This window comes from Streptomyces sp. NPDC102360 (genome assembly GCF_044766085.1).
Lineage (GTDB): Bacteria > Actinomycetota > Actinomycetes > Streptomycetales > Streptomycetaceae > Streptomyces.
The window spans coordinates 24,056-44,911 of sequence record NZ_JBIWLG010000010.1; the positions used below are offsets into that span (position 1 = coordinate 24,056).

Below are 20,856 nucleotides of genomic sequence, written 5' to 3' on the forward strand. Positions count from 1 at the left end.
AGGAGGTTGAAAGTGCTGGACGACATGTCCGTGCTGCGTGAAGCGGTGGCGGGTTACCGGACGGCGGCGACAGCCGCGGGTCTCACCTGGCCCGAGGCCCCCGCCACGCCCGACGGGCAGCCGCCCGAGCTGGTCCACCGGCTCTTCGATGTGGAACGCGTCCCGGAGCAGGTGACATGGCTCATGTCCCGGGGGTGGGAGGGGCGCCTCCTGCCCGGCGGCGGACTGGTCATGCCGTGGCCGGAGGACGGCGGGGCGCTCGACGACCTGTCGCTGTCGATCGGTGTTCCGTTCCCCTGGCGGCACCAACTGCCGCTGTTCCACTTCGAGCACGTCTACTTCACCGTCGTGCTCAGCGGCGACCACGAGGGCGAGATCTGGCGCTACACGATCCCGCCCGACACCTGGGACGCGGCCCGCGCGGCCACCAGCCTGGCCGCGCTGTTCACGACGTGGACGAGGGCGACAGAGCTCGGTTTCGTACGCCACGACAGCACGCACCACCACTGGCTGACGCTCGGAGACGGCACCGGCAACGACGACGACACCGTCCGTGAACTCCAGCAACTGGCCCCTGACCTGGACCCGTTGGCCTTCCCGATCTACATGCCCGACCACCCGCTCACACGAGCCCGACAGGTCGAGTGCGGCGTTGACATGAGCAGCGTCGACGAGGACCGGGCCCCTGAGATCATGGAAGAGCTGCTGGACGAGATCGACGCCGTCCGTGGCTCCATCGGTCTCTGAACCACGGCCGGGCGCCGCACCCGAGGATCAGCGCAGCCCCGGTACCAGCAGGACCTTGCAGGCGTCCCCCGTCAGGAGGTCCATGGCCTCGTCGACCTGGCTCAGGGGCAGTCGGTGTGTGATCAGCCAGTCCAGGTCCAGGCGGCCGGAGTTCAGCAGGAGCATGGTCTGCTCCCAGGTTTCCCACAGGCGGCGGCCGAAGATGCCGCGGAGTGTGATGCCGCGCTTGTTGATCTGGGCGGCGACGTCGATCGGCACCGGTCGGCCCGGGTGGCCCACGGTCACGACCGTGCCTTCTCGGCGCAGCGCGTCGAAGAGGGGCGGGAGTGCGGCGGCGGCTCCCGAGCACTCGAAGGCCACGTCGGCGCCGCCGCGGTGGCCGCTCAGTTCGCGGCTGCGCTCGGCGATGCCGTCGCCCGGCTCCATGGCGATCACACCGAGCCGTTCGGCCTCGGCGCGGCGGAAGGGGTTGGGCTCGATCACGATCACGTAGGCCGCGCCCATCAGGGAGGCCAGGCGGGCGACGACCATGCCGACCGGCCCCGCGCCGCTGACCAGAACGCCGCGGCCCGCGACTGAATACCCGGCCCGCTGGATGGCGTGGACCGCGACGCCGGCCGATTCCATCAGTGCGCCGGTCTCCAGGGTGACGTTGTCCGGAAGGGGGACGCAGATGCTGTCGGGCACGGCGACGCGTTCGGCGAAGACCCCGTCGAAGTGCATGCCGAGGATGTGCGTGTGCTCGCAGGTGTGGGCGTCCCCGGTGCGGCACGCGAAGCACTGCCCGCACGGCAGGTGGCTCTCCAGTGCGACACGGTCACCGACGCGCAGGTTGTCCACTCCGGCGCCCACCTCGACGATGGTGCCCGCCGCTTCGTGCCCGAGGACGACGGGGAGCCCGAGGTTGAAAGCCTGGGCGGCCGGTGACCACTCGTAGCATTCGCGGTCGGTGCCGCACAGTGAGGCCGCCGTGATCTCGACGACCACCTGGTCGGCGTCTGCCTTGGGCTCGGGCGCGTCGGTGACGTACTCGACTCCCTTGTCCGCCGCTGCCTTGACGACTGCTCGCATGAGTTCGTACTCCTTGAAATCAATTCCCGCGTGCGGATGGGGTGTTGGGTTGGTGATTCGTGAGCGGGTCAGACCGAGGCGGGTGTCTGCGCGAAGCGCGTGAGGACGTCGACCGGGCCGACCTGGCCTCCCTTGAGCAGCAGTCGGCAGCCGGCCACGGCCGCGTCGCTGTCGGTGCGGAGGATGGGAGCGGCCGTGACGAACTGTGCGGAGACACGAAGCTCGCTCACTCCCATGGCCAGCAGTGCGTGGCTGGAGGTGTCACCACCGAGCACGGCGATGTCGCGGGTGAGCCCCTTGACCGCCATGTTCGCGGCCATGGTGCCCAGGAGTTCACCCACGTATGCGGCGTCGAGAGGGCCGGCCGCCGCGTAGCGCGGGTCCTGGGTTCCGCGGGTGGTGTGCACGATGACATTGCGTCCGGCATCGAGCCAGGCGGCCGTACGTTGCTCCAGATCGTCCAGCAGGGACGGGTCCTCGCCGCTGAGTACCTGGGCGGGCACGGCCAGTTCGGCCCAGCCGTGCGCGAGGGCGTCGGCGATCTGCGCGGCCGTGGTACTGGAGGCGGAGGCGCTGACGGCCAGCACTGGCCCGGCGGCCGACTGGGCGTCGGCAGTGACAGTGGCAGTACCGGATCGCTCGGTCGCCGTACGTGCGAGTGCGGCCATCACACCACCGGAGCCGACCACGATCGCCGGGCCATCGCGGACGGTGTCTTCCCGCAGCGCCCGCGCCAGCGTGTCGAGATGGCCCTCCTCGACGGCGTCCACGACGAAGGCCGCCCGGTTGGAGCGGCGGAGTGTCGCCCACCGCTCGGGGAAGGAGCCATCGGCGTGGGCGGGAAGATGGATGGCCTCGGGCGCCTCACCGGTCCGCAACTGCCCGGCGATCACCTGTCGCAGGTCGGCCTCGTCCATCGGAGTCGACGGATGGCGCGCCATGACGGGGTGCCGGTCGAGGCGGTGCACACCGTCCGAGTAGCGGGCGAAGTGGTTACTGAAGGCGGTGTACCGGCCGAAGTCCGGCTGCGCCGGGGCGATCGCGACCGGCCCGTGGCCGGGGAAGCACTCGTGCAGCAACTCGACTCCCCTGCCGATGCTGCCGCGCTCCGCGGAACTGTCGAAGGTCGAGCAGACCTTGTAGATGAGCACATCGGCGTCGGCCGTGGCGATCTGCTCCAGCTGTGCACGGACCAACTCGCCGAAGGCGGCCCCGCCGAGGGAGCGCGAGGGCCCGGCGATGCCCACGACATCGCAGTCGGTGGGCAGTTGGCGACTGCCGTCCCCGATGACGAGCACGGCATCGAGTCCGTGCCGGTGGGCCTGTGCGAGGACATCGCCGGCCCCTGTCAGGTCATCGGCCACGAAACTGACGTACGTCATGCCAGACCCCCCTCCCTACGGCCACCTCTCCGAACGCGCGCCCGGCGTGCAGCAGCGCCGGATCGCCCGCCTCGGACGCCGCGTGTGCCGCCGCCTCCAGGGAGACACCGTCGACGGCCGCCGTCCACGCGGCCCGGAGGCTGCGCACCCCGGCCGCAGGACCGTCGGGGTGTGCGGCCACACCGCCGCCCGCGAGCATCAGCAGGTCGGTCGATCCGGTCGCGGCGAACGTCGGTGCCGGGGTGGTGACATTCTGGGCGGACGACAAGGTCGGCACCGGGCTCAGGGTGTGCCCCAGGGGCTCGAAGAGGCTGCGCACGTTGGCGGTGACCTCCTCGTCCGTCTCGTAGAACTTGCTGCCCAGACCGCTGACATGCAGGTGATCGGCGCCCGCCAGGCGGGCCAACTGCTGCCACACCCGGTACGACATCCCGAGCGCCGGAGAGCGCATCGACCCGGCCAGGCCGGCGCGGTGGCCGTGCACGGGAACCTCGGAGAACTCGCGCAGCCAGGCCAGCGCGGGCAGTCCCATGACGGGAACGTTGAGCATCACGCACCGGCCGCCCGCCTCGACCACCATGTCGTGCCGCCGCCGGAGCCCGGCGAGGTCTCCCGTGATGTTGAAGGCGTACATGACGGGGTGGCCGGTGAGCTGCTCGGCCTCCCGGATCTCTTCGGTGGCGACGGCGACCCTGCGTTCCAGGGGAAGGTACGTCGGATCGGTCATCAGCTCGTCGTCCTTGATCAGGTCGATCGAGGCCCGCGCCAACTCCCGTACGACCAGCCGGAATTCATCCTCGACAAGACCGACGTTCGGCTTGATGATCGTGCCGATCATGGCGCCTTCGACGTCACCCATCAGCCTGCGGGTTCCCGGGATGCCGAACGCCGGGCCCGGGTGGGCGGCGACGAACTCGTCCGGCAGCTCGATGTCCTGCACGCGGCAGGCGAACAGTTCGCCGAGCTCGAAGAGGTTCCCCGCGATGGCGGTCTGCAGGGTGGCCAGATCCGTCCCGATGTTCTCCATCGGGAATTCGACCACCGCGAGGGCGGCCTGCACCTTCTCGGGGCAGGAACGCGAGGGCAGCGACGGGACGCGCTCGCCCAGTTCGCGCACGCTGACGACCTGCGCGGCATGCCGTTCACGAACGTGGGGCGACTCGCCGGGCACCGGGACGAAGGTGCCGCTGGACTGCTCCCCCGCCATCGCCGCGGCGGCCCGCTCCGGGTCGATCTCGGATTCCAGATAGTACGTGCAGCGGATGACCCGTTGGTCACGCATGTGCTCTCCGTTTCTCAACGAGCTTGGTACGAGGGGGTGTTGTGCTGACTTGGTGGTGGAGCGTCGGCGGCAGCGACTGCGGGTTGCTTCAGGACCCGGCGTGCCCACAGGGCCGTGATCAGCGGACACAGGATCGAGGTCACCACGACCGACGAGGCGATGAGCACGGTCGCGGACTGGGCGGCCGGCGCGTAGACGGGGTTGGCGGACGCCACGATGGAGGGGACGACCGCCGCGTTGCCGGCGGTGGTTGCCGCGGCGAGGCCGGCGATGCCGTCACCTCCGGTGGCCTTATCGGCCAGGAGCAGGACCGCTCCGCCGGCGAGCACCACGAACAGCCCGAGCGCGACTCCCAGCAGACCGGCCTCCCAGACGGCGGTCAGGTTGAGTGTGAGCCCGAGCGAAAGGCCCAGGAACGGCACGATCGCGGGGACCGCGGGGGCCAGGAAGCGGCGCATCTCCGGGTCGAGATTGCCGAGCAGCATGCCGAACGCCAGCGGCAGGATCGCCCCGACCAGGGTCTGCCAGGGGAAGGCGGAGAGTCCGGCGACGCCGAGCGTGACCATGGTGAGGAAGGGGCCGGACTCCAGGCTCATGACGCTGTACGCGCCGACGTCGCGCTTGCGTCCGAACTGCGCCATCAACGACATGTACAGGCCGCCGTTGGTGTCGTTCAGCGCGGCCACGACCGCCAGCGTGGACAGCCCCGCGAGGGCGCCGCCGCCGATCGGCGACTCCCCCAGGAGCCGGCCCATCACGACGCCGACGAGCATCGCGAACACGACCTTGGACCCCAGCAGCACACCGCCCTTCTTCGCGATGTACGGCGTCGCCTTCACGTCCAGGGTTGCGCCCAGACAGACGTAGAAGACCGCCAGGATCGCGGGCAGGCCGGTGTACAGCGCCCCGGTGAAGGAGCCGAAGAACTCTCCGGAACCTGGCGCTGCCGTGTGCACCACGGCTCCGACCAGCATCGGGACGAGCATCAGCCCGCCGGGCACCTTCTCGATGCCCGCCTTGATGGGCAAAGCCATGACGACCTCCGAACGGCGATGTTCGAATGAACATTGAATGAATCGGACCGTAGCCGTGGCAAGTACCCAGGTCAATAGGCCCCCGTGGACATGACCCTCCGTATCGAGCCGAAGCGCGCAGCACATTCCGGCCCACCCGTGGTGCGCAAGTGAACAGGTAGTGTTCATATGAACAGCACGTCGTCAGGGTGGCCGGGACCAGGTCGCGCACCCTCCGCGAAGAACAGGGCCGGAGGCCGGATAGCGTTATGGACGTGGCTCAAGACGAGGTGGATACGGTGCGGGGCTCCCGGCAGAGGGCCATCCTGAGGGCGCTGCAGACGTCAGGGCAGGTCGACGTCAACACGCTCGCGGAGTGCTTCGGTGTGTCCGGCATGACGATCCGCCGCGACCTCGCCGAGCTCGATCACGCAGGGCTGCTGGACCGCGTGCACGGCGGCGCGGTGCCGCGCAGGGCACCCGCGTACGGCTCCCGGTCCACGACGATGACGATGGAGAAGTCGCGCATCGCACGGGCTGTGGCGGAGCTCGTCGAACCGGGCGCATCGGTGGGCATCGACACGGGCACCACGTGCAGCGCCGTCGCCGCGGAACTCGCCGACCGCAACGACCTGACGGTCATCACCAATTCCCTCCACGCGGCGTTCGAGCTGCGTGACACCGGGAGCCGGGTCCTCGTCCTGGGTGGACTCATGACACCCGAACTCAGCCTGACCGCCTCCACGGCGGCGCAGGAACGACCCCAGATCCACCTGGACCTGCTGATCCTCGGCTGCGGCGGGCTGTCCGTCGACCACGGGATCACCTACTTCGACCCCGCCGAGGTCGAGGTGCGCCGCACCCTCCTGGACCTCACCGACCGGGTCGTCGTCGCCGCCGACCACACCAAGTTCGGCCGCAAGAAGGCGATGGCCCTCGGCGACCTCTCCATCATCGACGTCCTCGTCACCGACGAGCAGCCCCCGGCCGAACTACGCCCGGCGCTTGCGGATGTCGTGGTGGCTTCGTAGCGGTCGGGCCGTGGCCGCTGAGCAGGTGATCCTTCTTGCCGCCCCGCATCCACCCGTCGCGGGGCGTCGTTCCCCGGGCATGAAGAAGATCATCACCGTCGCCGGTCTCGCGCTCGCCGCCACCGGCCTCGCCGCGCCCGCCCATGCCGACAACGACAGCAACTTCGGCGGTGGCATCAACGCCGCGAACAACTGGAACTTCAGCGCCGCCGCGGTCTGCTTCCAAGAGCTGGCCGTCGTCCCGGTCGGTGGATCCTCCGTCGGGAACGCGGTCAACCACTGCGCGAACGGCAACGTGCTCGACCCCAAGTAGTAGCTGACGCCCACGCCGCGAGGAGGCCGTGCCGGCTCCACGACGACGGCACGGCCTCCTCGCGGCCCGTAGTGATCTACCCGCCCATCCGGTCGCCGCAGAGGCGGTGAGCACGGTGCCGCACTGCGAAGCGCGGGCTACGCTCCTGGGGTGGAGATCCCCAACACCCGCCGGGAGCGCGCCCGTCGGCGTCGCGCCGTCGCTGACACCGTCCTGGACCGGCTCGGCCTGTTCGAGCGGTGGCGGCCACTCGGGACGCCGCTACTCGTCGGATCCGTCGCTCTCGACCTGGTGGTGGAGCCCGACATCGACATGGAGATCTACTCCCCCGCCCCGTCCGTCGCCGACGGGTTCGCCGCGCTCGTGCCCTGCTCGGAGCTGCCGGGCGTGCGCAAGCTGCGCTTTGCCAACGCTCTCGACCTGGCGGACCGCGGCCTGTACTGGCGCCTGGACTACGAGTTCAAGCCGGACGAGACCTGGACGATCGACATGTGGTGGCTGCCCGACGACCACCCCGGCCCCCGCGCGGCCGACCTCGTCACCCCGGTACGTGACGCCCTGGACGACCAGACGCGCGACGCCATCCTGGCCATCAAGGAAGGCGCGCTGACGCGTGGCGAGGCCACCCAGGGGGTGTGGGTCTACCAGGCGGTGCTGGACCACGGAATCCGCACCTATGACGAGTTCCTTGCCTGGCAGGCCTCGACCCCGACGACGGACGTGCTGACGTCGTGGCGGCCGCACAGGGACTGAGGTGCCGTGTGGGCACGTGCGCCGAGGAGTTCGGCCGGTCGATCGGGTGTCGCGGCCCGTCCCGGCTCACCCGGGTGTGGTCGGGCGGGCCGTGGGGCGGTCGCCGCCCGTCGGCGTCGGGGACTCGGAGGATGCGGACGAAGGGGGCGGGGACAAGGCCGACGGGGCCGAAGTGGACGGCGTTGCCGGGTTCGGGACCGCCGGGCTCGACGGCGCCGGCGGCGAAGGGCTGGGCGTCGGGTCACGGTCGGGGGCGGTCGGGGACGACGGCGCGGCGGGCGGCACGGGAGTGCGGTCCGGGGACGTGTCCGGGGCCAGGACGACGTAGCCGACAGCAAGGGCCGCGGCAGCGGCGAGACCGCCGACCGGGAGAAGGTAGCGCCGCCCCGTGGCGCGAAGTCGCGGCAGTCGGCGCAGATGCGGACCGGGCGGCCGGGCCGGGCGCAGGGTGCGCACGGTGACGTTGTCCGCGTGCGCGGCGAGCGCCTCGCGAAGCCGTTGCTCCACCGGGCGTTCGGCGTCGTCGGCCGGACGGGCCCGTGGCGTGCGGGGAGTCATATCCGGCCCTCCAGGCTCTTTTCCAGTGCGTCCAGGGCGCGGCTGGCGTTCGACTTCACCGCGCCTTTGCTGATGCCGAGGGTGGCGGCTATCTCGGCCTCGCTGAGATCGGCCCAGTAGCGCAGGACGAGGACTTCGCGGCGGCGCGGCGTGAGCCGGGACAGCGCGTCCAGGACCTCGCGGTGTGCCTCGTCGAGGACGACCGAGTCCTCCGCGGACGGGGCTTCACCGGCCGGTGGCGGGGTCCACGCCCGGGCCGTGCGGCGACGGCGCAGCACCGAGCGTGCGGTGTTGACGACCGCGGTGCGAAGGTAGCCGAGGGCGTTGTCCACCTCCGTGATGTCTTCGCCGTGGCGGCGGTAGAGCGCGGTGAACGCGTCCTGCACGACATCCTCGGCCGTGCCCAGGTCGTCCACGAGCAGCACCGCAAGGCGCACCATGCGCAGCCGGTGCGCGTGGTAGAGCTCGCCGATCGTGGGTGGCCGGTCGAGGTGCGGGGGCGTGGCGCCTTGCGGGTACGCGTACGTGTACGAGTGGGCGTACGGGGGTGTGTCCCGGCCCGGCGCATCGGTGGCCGGGGCGGGCATCCCTTCGAGGGCGGACCGCTCGCGTCGCAGCAGCCCACGCAGCACGTCCCGCCATCCGGTGCGGACTCGGCGTTGCGGGAGGGCGAACGACCTTGGTGGCGGGGCGAGTTCGTGGGCTGCGGCGGTGTGCACAGGGTTCCTCGGGTGTACGGCGTCAGCGGTGCGAGCGGCGGCCTACGGCAAAGAGGGTCCCCGCGCCACCGACGACGAGTGCGGCGGCCCCGGCCCCCAGGACGGTCGTGGTCGTGTTCGAGGAACCAGTATGTGCGAGCTCGTCCTCGGCGGGGGCGGGCGCGGGGGTACTGGCCTCGGTGGTGGCGGGCGCGGGTGTGCCGGGCTCGGTGGGAGCGGCACTCGACGCGGCCGAGGAGGCTTCGTCTCCCTTGCCGCCGGGGGCGGCGGGCTCGGCCGACGGCGGGACGCTCGCGGCCTGCGTCGGGACGCTGGTGGCCGGCGTCGAGGGCACCGGGCTCGGCTTCTCGGTGGTGGCGGCCGAGGGACTCGCCGACGACTGCGCAGGCGTGGCGTGGGCGGCGGGAATCGCCCCCAAGGCGGCCAACAGGCCGGTGGCCACGACGGCACTGCGCACAACAGGAACAAGGTGGTTCACGGGAGTACTCCACGGTCGGGGCAAGGAAGCCGGACGGCACCCTTCACCCCCACACGACGCGCGACCCGGCGTCAGGTTGCCGCGGCCGCACGAGAATCTTTCCCGGCATCCGCCCAGTTCGGGCTGAGCGTTCATCGCCGCCCGGGCTTCACCCCCGCGGCGCCCTGACAGACCCTAGGGTCCTTGGTGTGCGTGATGTGCGGGTGGTGCTGATCGGCGGGACGTCGAACGTCGGGAAGTCGACCGTCGCCCAAGTGGTGGCGGAGAAGCTCGGGTTCGAGTACCTGAGCACCGACGGGCTGGCCCGGCACCCCGGGCGACCGTGGAGAACCCCGGAGCGGGAGGTGCCGGCACACGTCGCCGAGCACTACGGATCACTCACGGTGGACGAACTGACCACGTCCGTTCTCGGCCACTACGACCGGCTGTGGCCCCGCATCGAAGAGCTGATCACGGTCCGTGCGGCCGAGGACGGCGGCACGGCCGGCCTGGTGCTGGAGGGGTCCGCGCTCTGGCCCGCTCGCGTCGCGAGGCTGCAACTCCCGCGCACGGCCGCCGTGTGGCTCACCACCGACGACTCCGCAGTACGCGCACGCGTTCACGCGGCAGGCCGCTATGAAGCGGCCACGGACGACGAACAGGCCCTGATGGACAAGTTCCTGGCCCGCACCGAGCTCTACCAGTCACTCATGCTCGACACCGTCGACAGGCTGGGCCTGGACCGCATCGACGCGGGCCGTGGACAGTCCGCCGCAGAACTGGCCGACACCGTGCTCGCGGCAGCCGACGCGCAGGTCACGGTAGGGCGCTCATCCCGTTCCTGATCGGGCTGCCGCTCACACCTGTGGAGCGCTGCGCGGACGCCAGATCCACGGCGTCGCGCCGGGTGACATCCCCACCACGGACAAGGGGTGTCCGGGCCGGGCCAGGAGGAAGGGTGAGCCCACGGTGACCGGTCGGCCGGGGTCGGTCAGTGGTTTGGCGTCGGCGGATGTGCCGTACTGGATCTGGGCCCGGCCCTCGAGGGTCAGGCCCAGCAGCACCGCGGTGGGCCTGCCGCCGGCTCCCCCGGTCACCCGCGCGGTGATGGGTCCGTAGCCGGTGAAGTGCGACAGCGCGGTGCCGGCCGCACCGGCCGACACCCCGTATGCGTGCGGCGTGGGTGCGGCCGGGGCGCGGTAGATCAGTGTGATGTGTCCGTTCGGTACGAGGGCGGCGGCCGGCGCCCCGTCCGGGACCTGCGTGGTGAACTCCGGCCGCAAGGTGACCGGTCCGGCCGGACGGTCCTGGGCCCAGTGGTGCACGGCGTAGGGACCCGCGGCGTAGACGTGGATCCGGCCCTCCTCGTCGAGGACGACGGTCAGTCCGTCCTGGATCTCCTGGCCGCCCAGCTGGCGCCAGGGCCCCCACCTGCCGGAGGCGTCACGTATCCGCGTGGCCAGGCCCTTGGAGGCCGTACGGGCGAAGAGATGGATCCGGTGGTCCGTGGTGGCCACGGCCACCGGGCAGCCGACGCGCCGTCCCCGCTCGGCAGCGGCATCCGGAGTCCCGAGGCTTTGCCACGCCCCGAAGCGTCCGCCCGCGCCGCGTTGCTCCAGCACGACGATCTCCCGGACGTCGGGGCGTCCCTGGCCGCCCAGTGCGGCGAAGCGCAGCGCGAACAGCAGGTGCCGTCCGGCGGTGTCGGTCACCGTGGACAGGGCCGGGGCCAGCGGGCCGCCACCGAGGTTCTCCGGGGCGCCGAAGTGCCCGCCGCCCAGGGCGGTTTCCCGCCAGCGCACGGCCTGGGTGCCGAGCACCCCGTACGAGACGATCCGGCCACGGCGGTCGGTGGTGGACACCGGCGACGGCCCCGGGTAGCGCGTATGGGTACTGCGCACCCACCCCTTGCGGCTGGTCAGGGCATGGACTCCGCCCTGCATGTAGTCCCCGCAGCCGGCGCGGTCGTCGCACTCCCAGCGTGGGCTGCCCCCGTAGGCGGCGACGAAGCCCGCCTTCTGCGCGACCACCGAGGGCGGGAGGTTGTACGGCCAACGCTGGTTGTAGTAGCCGCGGTAGGCCACGGTGCTGAAGCGCGGGGCATGCCCGTCGCGCCGGTCGGCGTCGGCCACCCACTGGGAGATCGCCTTCCAGGTGAACAGGGCAGTGGGGGTGTGGTCCCGATGGTCGGAGAAGTGCGGCTGGTCATTGGCCTTGAGGTACGTCGCGTTGTGCACCTGGTAGTCGGGGTCGGGGTCCATGGTGTGGATGACGGTGGGCCGGAAGTGGTCCATGAGCCCGGCGAGGACGTCGACCAGGGTCTGATGGTCGTATGCGTACTCCCGGGTCAGCGGGGAGCCGGTCGCCGCCACGGTGCGCATGACCGTGCCCGGGGTGTCCCACAGGGCGGGCAGGCGCGCTCCCCCGTCGGACCGCATGGCGATGTTGAGGAAGATCATCCGGGCTCGGCGGCCGCCCTGCGCCAGGCCGTCCATCTCGGCCCTGACACCGTGCGGCAGCGCCAGGACGGTGCGCTCCCACGGGGTGAAGCGGTCCACGCCCAGCATCTCGGCGTACGCCTGTCGCATGCCCTGCTGCCGGGCGCCGGAGTAGGCCGGCTTGTCGGCGATCACCGGCGGCAGTTCGTGGGGCACCCGGTTGCGGCCCGCGGCCTCCCCCGCCGTGACCACGACGGTGACCACCGGGACCCCCGAGACCACCAGTTGGCGGCATTGAGGGTTCATGAAGAACAGGTCGTCATCGGGGTGGGCCGTCACCTGAAGCAGCAGACTCTTCCCGACGGCGGCGAAGGAGCCGCGCGCATGCGGGTTCACGGCATGCACCGGCGCGTCGGACGGCTCACGGAGATCGCATCCGACGACGGCGAGGGCGGCGAGAGCGCCGAGGCCGCCCGCGAGTACCTGCCGCCGCGTCGCCGCACCCGACGCGTCCCGGCCCGCTTCGTCGTTCACCATGAGCCCACACCCTCGACCGCCGTCGCACGGCCCCGGATTCGGGTCCGGCCCCGCAGTCGCTCGGTCGGGTGCGGCAGCTCCACGAAGGCTTCGGCCTGCAGGCAGGCCCAGCTGATGCGGGGCAGGTCGCGGGCAGCCGGATACACGACGAAGCGCGGCTGCCACCGCGGGTGGAACTTGGCGTTGAAGCGGTACAAGGACTCGATCTGGAACCACCGCGACAGAAACACGAGCAGCGCACACCACCCACGCAGCACAGGGCCCGCGCCGAGCCGCTCGCCACGCGCCAACGCCGCCCGGAACACGGCGAAGTTGAGCGAAACCCGGGAGACCCCGAGGCCGGGTGCGGCACGCAGCGCGGCGACGATGAGGAGTTCGTTCAGGCCGGGTTCGGCGGTACGGTCGCGACGCATCAGATCGAGGGAGAGTCCGTCCTCACCCCAGGGCACGAAGTGCAGCAGCGCCCGAACGCGCGCGGTGCCGTCCGCGTCCCGCTGGTGGGCGGTGACGACGACACAGTCGCCGTCCGCCGGATCGCCGAACCGGCCGAGTGCCATCGAGAATCCGCGTTCGGTGGCGCTTCCCCTCCAGGCCGCCGCGTCCTGGCGCAACTGCTTCTTCTCCGCGTCGGAGAGGTCGCGCATGCGACGGACCTGGCATGAATAGCCGCCGCGTTCGATGCGATTGACCATTTGACGTACGTTGCGCATGCCTCGGCCCGCGAGGCTGAAGGCGGCGCAGTCGACGACCGCCTCGTCCCCCAACTCCAGTGCCCTCAGGCCGCCTTCACGCACCCACACCTGCGCGCCTCGTTCGCCGCAGCCCATGACGGCCGGCGTCCACGCGTACCGTGCGCACTGGTCGAGGAACTCCTTGATCGCGCCCGGCCAGGCCTCCGGGTCACCGATGGGGTCGCCGGCGGCGAGCGCGACACCGGACACGACGCGGTAGGCGACGGCGGCCTTCCCGGTCGCCGAGAACAGGACGGTCTTGTCGCGGCGGAGCGCGAAGTAGCCGAGCGAGTCGCGCCGCCCCTGCCCGTCGAGCAGGGCCCGCAGCCGCGCGTCGCCTCCTGCCGGGGCGAGCCGGACGGGACGCAGCGCCAGGTAGACGGTGGTCGAGGCGGTGAGCAGACCGAGCGCCAGCAGCGACACGTGCACGAAGTCACCGGTCCGGTCGCTGTCGTACGTCAAGGGGCCGCCCATCCCCACGAGTCCGTACGCGACCTGCCGGAACCGGTCGACGAAGGAGATGCCCTGCCCGGCCTCGTGATCCGCGCGCACTCCGACGATCAGCAGCCCCAGGCCGATGCTGATCGCGCCGAGCAGCAGCAGGTTTCCCAGGGCGCGGGTTCTGCCGCGCGGGTCGCTCAGGGCGTGGAACTCCTCCCGGAGCGCGACCAGTGCGGCGCACAGCAGCGCGGCCACCGACGCGGCGACGAACGCATGGTGGTGTATCCCCTGCACCAGGGCGCTGACAGCGAGCAGCGCGACAGCCGCTCCCCATGCACGCCGTTTGCGACGCCGCAGTCCACGGGCGAGCAGGACGAGGAGGACACCTGCGACGAGCGCGGCGGCGTGCGCTATCTCGTCGGCGAGGCCGGGGACGTACGGCGCGATCCGTTCTATGCGGCTGGCGCGCACGTGCGGAGAGACCGACGTGGCGATGTCGACGAGTCCGATGAGCAGGCACGTGTGGCCGGCTACGGTGGCGGGGCGAAGCTTCACGGCGGCTGAGCCTAGGTGGGCAGGTCACCGGTGGGGTAAGAGCTGGTGCGTAGCAGGGTAAGAGCGCGCGGACACGGCAAGACGTCTCAGCGGAGAAGCACCGATGAGTCGGCGGTGACATCGTGCGGCGGCCCATCGGGCATCGGCCCGGTACGCCGCACGCGATTCAGTCGGCCGCCCGGTGGAGCGTGGTCCGTCCCAGGTGGGGCTCCGCGCGGGCGGCAAGCACCTTGACGCGGACGCGGCTCGCGGTGACGGGGGCGTCCAGCGGCAGGATCCGTAGATGGCCGATGGTGGTGCCGGTGGCGATCCGCCGCCAGGTCCCGCCGGTCTCGGCCTCGACGGCGAATCTCTCCACCCGTTGCCCGTGCTCGATGTCCTCGCGGACCGCGACCCGGTCGAACGTGGACGTCCCGTCGGCGTTCTCGGCCACCGGCCGGCCGTACACCTTCCGGACCCGTTGCCCGAAGGCCGTCAGCTCGGCGACATCCGCGGCGTCGATCGTCCCCGCTTTCGAGGGCGGTACGTTGAGCAGCAGGGTCGCGTTGCGCCCGACGCTCTTCTCGTACAGGTCGAAGAGCTGGGCCGCCGTCTTCGGCTTCTGGTCCGCGTGGTGGAACCAGCCCGGCCGATTGGAGACATCGGCCTCCGCGGGGAACCACGACAGATGGGTCACGCCGGACTCGGTGAGCCGGGCCCGCGAACCGATGTCGTCCACGCTCGCGCCGTGCGGCAGCAGCCATTCACCGTGGTACGTCCGCGGGTCGGCGGTCGTCGGCACGACGCTCCACTCGGTCTCGCGGGCGATCCCGTCCTCGTTGCCGACCCAGCGCACTCCCGCCGGTCCGCCGAAGACCACGGTGTCCGGCGACAGCGCCCCGATCACCCGGAACCACTCCTCGAAGCGGTACTCCTGGGTGATGCCGGCATCCGCCCACGGGTTGGCGCCGTCCAGCCAGAACTCGTCCAACGGCCCGTATTCGGTGAACAGTTCGTAGACCAGGTTCAGGTAGTACGCGTCGTAGTCGTTGACGTGCACGGTGAACGTGGGCAGCTTCCCCGACCGCACGGCGTCCGCCCGGTCGTCGCCCTCCACGAGGGTGGGAATGGTGTGCTTCTTGACCGCGCTGCCGTTGCCGAACCGGCCGAGACCGCCGGGCGCACGGTCGCCGTCGTCGACGGCGGTCTGTTCCACCGAGGTCAGCTTCCCGCCCCCGGCCTGCTTCTTCCGCAGTGACTCGATCCACTCGGCGTGCCAGGCGTGCGGCAGCTCGCCGCCGTCGGAGGGCGAGAGATAGATCCCTACGCGCATCCCGTGGGCCCGTGCCGCATCCACGTACGTGCGGACGACATTCGGCTGCCCGGGGCTCTTGAGGATCGAATGCGGCGTGTACCGGCTGGGGAACAGCGTGAACCCGTCGTGATGCTTGGCGGTGATCATCGCGAGCTCGGCGCCCATGGCCTGGTACGTGCGGATCCACTGATCCGCGTCGACAGCGGTCGGCGCGAACGTCGCCGGGTCCTCGGCGCCCGACCCCCACTCGCGATCGGTGAACGTGTTCATCCCGAAGTGCGTGAACGCCGTGATCTCCCGCCGCTGCCACCCCAACTGCCCTTTCCTGGGCACGACGTTGGCGGCCTTGGCGATGATCTGCTCCGGGCTGTCCTCCCCGGTAACCGGAACGATCGATGCGGGGCGGACACGGGCCCTGCTACCGGCCGGATCTCCCGCCGTCGCGGCAGTGCCGGCGTACGCACCGGGGCTGCCGAGGGCGGCGATCGCGGGGACGGCTCCCAGGACACCGAGGATCTGACGGCGAGACGTCATCAATCACTCCTACAGGCACATGGCTCGGATTCCTCTTCGCTGCGCTTCGGTGGATCATGACGCAGTAACGGATTTTCGGTAAGAGCTGTGACTGGGGTGATCCAGTGTCACGGCAGCGGTCGCGCCCCCGGACCCGGCCGCGCGGTGACCTCGACCGGTGAGAGCGGTCCGTGCCCCCGCTCGCAGGCGACGCCCACGCGCACCGGGGCACCGCACTCCTCGTGCCGCAGGTCGAGGACCGGCTCGGGACCCGCGTCCGTGTGGGCCTCACCCCACTGCTTCAGCGCCACGAGGACCGGCCACAGATCCCAGCCCTTGCGGGTCACCCGGTACTCGTTGCGCGATCGGCTTCCCGGCTCGCGGTACGGGACGGCCCTGAGGATCCCGGCCGCGGTCAACTTCCGCAGCCGGTCGCTGAGTACCGCCTCCGGCATGCCGATATGGCGGCGGAACTCGTCGAAGCGACGCACCCCGTTACAGGCGTCGCGCAGGATCAGCAGCGTCCACTTCTCCCCGACCACGTCGAGCGTGAGCTGCACCGGACAGTTCTCCGTACTCGTCTCGCGCCACTCCATCACACCATCCTAGAAGCCTGGCTTCGCCATTGACAGTCAGATGCACGACTGGCTAGCTTCGCATAACAAAGTCAGCAGGTGGTGCGAGAGGAGTCGGTCCGTGTCACGGACGCGTACGTACGAGTGGGAGGACCCCGCGCTCACCGCGGCGGCCGTGGGACAGGGCTCCGGCCTGGACTTCCTGCGCGAACTGCAGGCCGGACGCCTGCCCGCGGCCCCTGTGGGCGCCACCGTCGGTTTCCAGCTCACCGAGGTGGACAAGGGCCGTGTGGTGTTCTCCCTCACCCCCGGCGAAGAGCACTACAACCCCATCGGCAGTGTGCACGGCGGCATTTACGCGACCCTGCTCGACTCCGCGGCCGGCTGCGCCGTCCAGTCGACACTGCCCCAGGGCATGGCGTACACCTCGCTCGACCTGACCGTGAAGTTCCTGCGCCGCATCACCGTGGACACCGGCACGGTCCGCGCCATCGGCACCGTCGTCAGCAGCGGCCGCCAAACAGCCCTCGCGCAGGCCCAGTTGCTCGACGCGACGGACCGGGTGCTCGCCCACGCCACCAGCACCTGCATGCTGTTCCCGCTCCCCGGCGCCTGACACGTCACGGAGATGCGGCTATGCGCTGTAGCCGCCGTCGATCCTCAGTACTGTGCCGGTGACGTAGGAGGCCTGCGGGCTGGCGAGGAAGACGACGCCAGCGGCGATCTCCTCCGGCCTGCCGTAGCGGCCCATCGCCGTGGTCGGGAGGAACACGGACGCGGCCGGGCCGTCGGCGGGGTTTCCTTCGGTGTCGACGAACCCGGGCTGGACGACGTTGACCGTGATGCCCCGGTGGGCCAGGTCGCGGGCCGCGCCCCGACTGAAGCCCTCCAGCGCCGACTTCGTGCCCGTGTAGTACGCCATGCCAGGGAAACCCGCCCGAGCAGCCACACCCGAGCTGATGCTGACGATCCGTCCGCCATCGGGCAGCAGCGGGAACGCCGCCCCGATCCCCGCCACCACACTGGTGTAGTTGACGGCGAGCTGCCGATCGATGGCGGCCTGGTCGACGAGTTCACTGTCGACGAGGTCGCCGCCGCTCGTGGCCGCGTTGTTGACCAGAATGTCCAGCTTCCCGAACTGCTCGACCACACTGTGGATCAGGCCCACCGCCTGCGCGGCATCCGCCTGGTCGGCCCGGAAGGCCGCCGCACGCACCCCCTTCGCCTCCAGCTCGGCGACGACGGCCTTGGCCCGGCCCTCCGAGGACGAGTAGCTGATCGCGACATCGGCTCCCTCATCGGCCAGCGCCAGCGCCGTCGCCGCCCCGATCCCCCGCGATCCGCCGGTCACGATCGCCACTTTGCCGTCCAGCTTTCCCATGCGCTTCTCGCTTCTCTCGGTGCGACGTGCGACGTGCGACGTGCTGCCTGCCACGCGCCACGGAGTTCTTGACCGTGCGGTCCACCATAAGGATGGTGGACCGCACGGTCAAGAACCCGTACCCTGGCTCGCATGGCACGTCCGCGAGCGTTTGACGAGAAGCAGGTACTGAACGCCGTCCGGGAGCAGTTCTGGGACGCCGGTTACGCCGCGACGTCGCTGGAAGACCTGATGCGGGTCAGCGGTCTCGGCAAAGGCAGCCTGTACGCGGCGTTCGGCGACAAGCGTCAGCTCTTCCTCCGGGCGCTGCACAGCTACACCGACGACAGCCATGGCCACCTCCGGGAAGCCCTCGCCGACGCCCCACGGGCCCTGGACGCACTACGCATGCTCCTCGAGGCGCCGATCGACGACCCGACCGGCGCCGACACCAACACCGACACCGACACGGGTGCGCGACGCGGCTGCCTGCTGGCCAACAGCACCTGCGAACTCGGCAACGCCGATCCGGAAGTCCTCGCCCACGCCCACCGCACCTACGAGACATCCACCGCGCTGATCGGTGACTGCGTCGCCCGCGCCCAACGCGAGGGCGACCTGCCGGCCGAAGCCGATCCGATCGCACTGGCGCGGGCCCTCCTGGCCGCGCAACAAGGGATCGTGTTCATGAGCCGGACCGGTCTCGACACAGCCACCCTCACTGCCACGGCACGGTCACTCGCGGCTCAACTCCTGCCGGACCACTCCGGCGACTGAACCGACAGGCACGAACCGACAGGCGCGAACCGGCAAGCGCGAACCGGCAAGCGCGAACCGGCAAGCGCGAACCGGCAAGGCTTGGTACGAACCGACCGTTCGCACCAAGCCTTGCCGGCATGAGTGGACTGCCAACTCACATGCCTGTTACGGCTTTCCGGAGACCTTCAGGCCCCGGATCCGGCCGGCGTTGTCGAACGAACCGAAGCCGATCCGCCCGTCGCCCGGCCGCGCGCTCACCGCTGTCATCAAGGGGTGCGACGAACCGTCCATGTACACGGCCGTCTCCCCGGTGTCCCCGCAGCGCACCACCCTGACCTGGTGCCAGGCCGCGTCGCTGATCGCGGGCGGGGCGCCGGTGGTGCCGTCCCACTGGTCCTCCACCCGCAGCCGGTCGGCATCGTCCACCGTGAAGACGCCGTTGTGCGGGTAGATGGAGTTGTCCTGCGAGAGATGCGCGTAGCCGAACCGGGTGTCCGACTCGTGGCCGAAGACGACGATCACATCCCGGTTGTCGATGTCGGTCGGTGTGTCGATGCGGACGTCGGCATCGATCTGGACATTGCGGTACGTGGGGCCGGCGGTGAGCACCGCGTACTCGTAGGGGCGGCGGGGTCCGGGACGTTCGACGCCCGGCTCGGTCATCACAGCCTGACCGTTCGTGAACTGCCACTTGGACGGGGTGACCGGCGCCCAGTTCTTGGCGCCCATCACGTCGGTGAGGGTGGTCCCGCTCGTGTCGCAGCTCGCGAACCTGCGGGTGCCCGTCACCTTCCAGATCTTGCCGTTGGCCTTGGAGAGGATGTACAGCTCGCCCTCCGCGTCCTGCCCGAACCGCAGGTCGACGCGCTCGTCACCGGCGAGTTCCTGCATGGAGACGCGCTTGCCGGACTTCGCGTCGTAGACCATCAGGCTGTAATTCTGGGCCAGGCGCTGTTCGGCGCCCGGCTTCGCGCGGCGCATGTCGGTGGCGTCGGTGTAGAGCAGCCGGCCGTCGACGATGTCACCGAAGAGGTACTTGCCCTGCAGTCCGTGCAGGTCCTTGCCGCGGTAGACGTAGCCGCCGGAGATGCCGCGGCCCACGTCGGACTTGCAGTCCCAGTCGGCCGGCGGGTCGTGGTCGTAGGCGGCGACCGGATAGGTGTAGCCGTACTTCGCGTCGTCGGCGGGCAACGGAAGGATCTTGGCGCACGGGTCGGTGGCCTTCTTGTCGAAGACGAAGGCGCCCTCGCGTTCGCTCCAGCCGTAGTTGTCGCCGGCCTTCACCTCGTAGACGGACTCGATGGCGTGCTCGCCGACGTGGGAGAGGAACATGCGGTGGCTGCCGCGCGTGTCCCAGCTGAAGCGGTGCGGGTCGCGCATGCCGATCGCGTAGATCTCGCCGAGGGTGCCTGCCTCGCCGACGAACGGGTTGGCAGGCGGGATGCCGTACTTGCCGTTCGCGCTGTTGTGGCCGCGCGGGTCGATGCGCAGGAGCTTGCCGTGCGGGAGGGCACGGTTCTGCGGGTCGCCGGTGCTGTTGCCCTTTCCGCCGTCGCCGACCGCGATGTAGAGCAGCCCGTAGTCCGCGTCGCCGGGCTTGGCGTTCGGGTTGAAGTCGATCTGCTGGACGCCGTGAACCTGGCCGTTGAAGCCGATGCGGAGCAGCTCCCGGTGGGTGCCCGAGAAGGTGGGCGCGCTCGGGTCGTCGGCCGTCCATTCGGTGACGATGCCGTGGAATCCGTTGCCGCTGGGCTGGTTGAAGTCCGGCTTGGCGTCGGTCAGTTCGGGCTTCTCGGTGTGGACCGTGTAGAAGCGGCCGTTGTGCCGGAAGTCCGGGTCGAAGGTGACGTAACCGAAGCCGGTGCCCAGGCCCCGACTGGCGTAGAAGGCGGAGGAGAACTCCTTGTAGAGGTCGAGGTAGGTGTGCTGCCCGGAGCCGTCCTTGTTCAGGGAGTACAGGGTGCCGTTCTGGTCCGCGACGGCCAGGCGGCCGGATCCGTTCGGGAACGGGGTCAGGTAGTTGATCCGGTTGTGCCGGATGAGGCGGTCGTCCTCGACCGGTCCGGGGCGCGGCTCGGACTTCGGGAGCTGGGCGAACTCCGTGACCTCGAGGCCGAGTCCGGACGTGACCGGCTTGCCGGGGATGGGGTCGGTGACCGCGGCCGACGTGGCGTCGGCCGGCGCTTCGGCCGCGCCTGCCGGTGTCGACGAGGCCACCGGTGTCGCGGTGAGCGCCGCGGCGAGCAGGGTGCCGATGAGGAGTTGGACCAGGAGAGGTCTTCTGCGAGGCCGGACGTGCGGGGCCGACGGGGACAAGGGGGCTCCCT

The 20,856-nt window shown here is 70.6% G+C and carries 20 protein-coding genes; 7 read left to right on the forward strand and 13 right to left on the reverse strand.

The features are described from left to right. Positions 1-12 precede the first annotated feature (12 nt). Positions 13-747 carry a hypothetical protein gene (locus tag ACIRHA_RS31515; RefSeq protein WP_403852938.1) on the forward strand — a complete coding sequence of 245 codons (735 nt, stop codon included), beginning with the start codon at positions 13-15 and terminating at the stop codon, positions 745-747. Positions 748-774: 27 nt separating this feature from the next. On the opposite strand, the gene ACIRHA_RS31520 is transcribed toward ACIRHA_RS31515, so the two are convergent. The 4 genes from ACIRHA_RS31520 to ACIRHA_RS31535 form a co-directional block, all read right to left on the reverse strand. After that, on the reverse strand, positions 775-1,818 hold the full coding sequence (locus tag ACIRHA_RS31520; RefSeq protein WP_403852940.1) for a zinc-binding dehydrogenase: 1,044 nt from the start codon (positions 1,816-1,818) through the stop codon (positions 775-777). A 68-nt stretch (positions 1,819-1,886) separates the two neighbouring features. Beyond that, entirely contained in the window at positions 1,887-3,200 is a 1,314-nt protein-coding gene (locus ACIRHA_RS31525) for a four-carbon acid sugar kinase family protein (RefSeq protein ID WP_403852942.1), read from the reverse strand. Continuing rightward, positions 3,172-4,482 carry a RuBisCO large subunit C-terminal-like domain-containing protein gene (locus ACIRHA_RS31530; RefSeq protein WP_403852944.1) on the reverse strand — a complete coding sequence of 437 codons (1,311 nt, stop codon included), beginning with the start codon at positions 4,480-4,482 and terminating at the stop codon, positions 3,172-3,174. Before ACIRHA_RS31530 ends, ACIRHA_RS31525 begins: the two co-directional genes overlap by 29 nt. 14 nt (positions 4,483-4,496) lie before the next feature. Further along, positions 4,497-5,516 carry a 2-keto-3-deoxygluconate permease gene (locus ACIRHA_RS31535; protein ID WP_403852946.1) on the reverse strand — a complete coding sequence of 340 codons (1,020 nt, stop codon included), beginning with the start codon at positions 5,514-5,516 and terminating at the stop codon, positions 4,497-4,499. 254 nt (positions 5,517-5,770) lie between these two features. Here ACIRHA_RS31535 and ACIRHA_RS31540 point away from each other — a divergent pair, with 254 nt between their 5' ends. The 3 genes from ACIRHA_RS31540 to ACIRHA_RS31550 all read left to right on the forward strand — a co-directional run bounded on the left by ACIRHA_RS31540 (position 5,771) and on the right by ACIRHA_RS31550 (position 7,592). Continuing rightward, positions 5,771-6,526, forward strand: a complete 756-nt coding sequence (locus ACIRHA_RS31540) for a DeoR/GlpR family DNA-binding transcription regulator (RefSeq protein ID WP_403852948.1) — start codon at positions 5,771-5,773, stop codon at positions 6,524-6,526. Positions 6,527-6,536: 10 nt separating this feature from the next. Next, on the forward strand, positions 6,537-6,839 hold the full coding sequence (locus ACIRHA_RS31545) for a hypothetical protein (RefSeq protein ID WP_403852950.1): 303 nt from the start codon (positions 6,537-6,539) through the stop codon (positions 6,837-6,839). Positions 6,840-6,989: 150 nt separating this feature from the next. Further along, on the forward strand, positions 6,990-7,592 hold the full coding sequence (locus tag ACIRHA_RS31550) for a hypothetical protein (RefSeq protein ID WP_403852952.1): 603 nt from the start codon (positions 6,990-6,992) through the stop codon (positions 7,590-7,592). Positions 7,593-7,658: 66 nt separating this feature from the next. Here ACIRHA_RS31550 and ACIRHA_RS31555 read toward each other — a convergent pair whose 3' ends face one another. From ACIRHA_RS31555 to ACIRHA_RS31565, 3 genes are read right to left on the reverse strand one after another with little or no spacing between them, the layout of a single operon-like run. Further along, entirely contained in the window at positions 7,659-8,150 is a 492-nt protein-coding gene (locus ACIRHA_RS31555) for a hypothetical protein (protein ID WP_403852954.1), read from the reverse strand. Then, positions 8,147-8,869 carry an RNA polymerase sigma factor gene (locus tag ACIRHA_RS31560; RefSeq protein ID WP_403852956.1) on the reverse strand — a complete coding sequence of 241 codons (723 nt, stop codon included), beginning with the start codon at positions 8,867-8,869 and terminating at the stop codon, positions 8,147-8,149. The genes ACIRHA_RS31555 and ACIRHA_RS31560 overlap by 4 nt, the downstream gene beginning before the upstream one ends. Positions 8,870-8,891: 22 nt before the next feature. Further along, positions 8,892-9,347 (reverse strand): LPXTG cell wall anchor domain-containing protein, encoded by a 456-nt coding sequence (locus ACIRHA_RS31565; RefSeq protein WP_403852958.1) that lies wholly within the window; start codon positions 9,345-9,347, stop codon positions 8,892-8,894. 188 nt (positions 9,348-9,535) lie between these two features. Here ACIRHA_RS31565 and ACIRHA_RS31570 point away from each other — a divergent pair, with 188 nt between their 5' ends. Next, positions 9,536-10,171, forward strand: a complete 636-nt coding sequence (locus ACIRHA_RS31570; protein ID WP_403852960.1) for a hypothetical protein — start codon at positions 9,536-9,538, stop codon at positions 10,169-10,171. Between the two features lie 12 nt (positions 10,172-10,183). Here ACIRHA_RS31570 and ACIRHA_RS31575 read toward each other — a convergent pair whose 3' ends face one another. The 4 genes from ACIRHA_RS31575 to ACIRHA_RS31590 form a co-directional block, all read right to left on the reverse strand. Continuing rightward, the gene (locus ACIRHA_RS31575) at positions 10,184-12,301 is read right to left on the reverse strand and encodes a PIG-L family deacetylase (protein WP_403852962.1); all 2,118 of its coding nucleotides are present in this window, start codon (positions 12,299-12,301) and stop codon (positions 10,184-10,186) included. After that, positions 12,295-14,028, reverse strand: coding sequence for a phosphatidylglycerol lysyltransferase domain-containing protein (locus ACIRHA_RS31580; RefSeq protein WP_403852964.1), 1,734 nt, complete (start codon positions 14,026-14,028; stop codon positions 12,295-12,297). The genes ACIRHA_RS31575 and ACIRHA_RS31580 overlap by 7 nt, the downstream gene beginning before the upstream one ends. Positions 14,029-14,194: 166 nt before the next feature. Next, positions 14,195-15,856, reverse strand: a complete 1,662-nt coding sequence (locus tag ACIRHA_RS31585) for an alpha-L-fucosidase (protein WP_403852966.1) — start codon at positions 15,854-15,856, stop codon at positions 14,195-14,197. Between the two features lie 107 nt (positions 15,857-15,963). Further along, entirely contained in the window at positions 15,964-16,431 is a 468-nt protein-coding gene (locus tag ACIRHA_RS31590) for a winged helix-turn-helix transcriptional regulator (RefSeq protein ID WP_403852968.1), read from the reverse strand. Between the two features lie 100 nt (positions 16,432-16,531). On the opposite strand from ACIRHA_RS31590, the gene ACIRHA_RS31595 reads away from it, so the two are divergent. Then, positions 16,532-17,026, forward strand: a complete 495-nt coding sequence (locus ACIRHA_RS31595; RefSeq protein WP_403852970.1) for a PaaI family thioesterase — start codon at positions 16,532-16,534, stop codon at positions 17,024-17,026. An 18-nt stretch (positions 17,027-17,044) separates the two neighbouring features. Here ACIRHA_RS31595 and ACIRHA_RS31600 read toward each other — a convergent pair whose 3' ends face one another. Beyond that, on the reverse strand, positions 17,045-17,791 hold the full coding sequence (locus tag ACIRHA_RS31600) for an SDR family NAD(P)-dependent oxidoreductase (RefSeq protein ID WP_403852972.1): 747 nt from the start codon (positions 17,789-17,791) through the stop codon (positions 17,045-17,047). Positions 17,792-17,923: 132 nt separating this feature from the next. Between ACIRHA_RS31600 and ACIRHA_RS31605 the strand changes: the two genes are divergently transcribed. Then, on the forward strand, positions 17,924-18,547 hold the full coding sequence (locus tag ACIRHA_RS31605) for a TetR/AcrR family transcriptional regulator (RefSeq protein ID WP_403852974.1): 624 nt from the start codon (positions 17,924-17,926) through the stop codon (positions 18,545-18,547). Positions 18,548-18,694: 147 nt separating this feature from the next. Here the strand turns inward: ACIRHA_RS31605 and ACIRHA_RS31610 are convergent, their stop codons facing one another. Beyond that, a complete protein-coding gene (locus ACIRHA_RS31610; RefSeq protein ID WP_403852976.1) occupies positions 18,695-20,845 on the reverse strand; it encodes a PQQ-dependent sugar dehydrogenase in 2,151 nt (716 codons plus the stop codon). Positions 20,846-20,856: the final 11 nt, after the last annotated feature.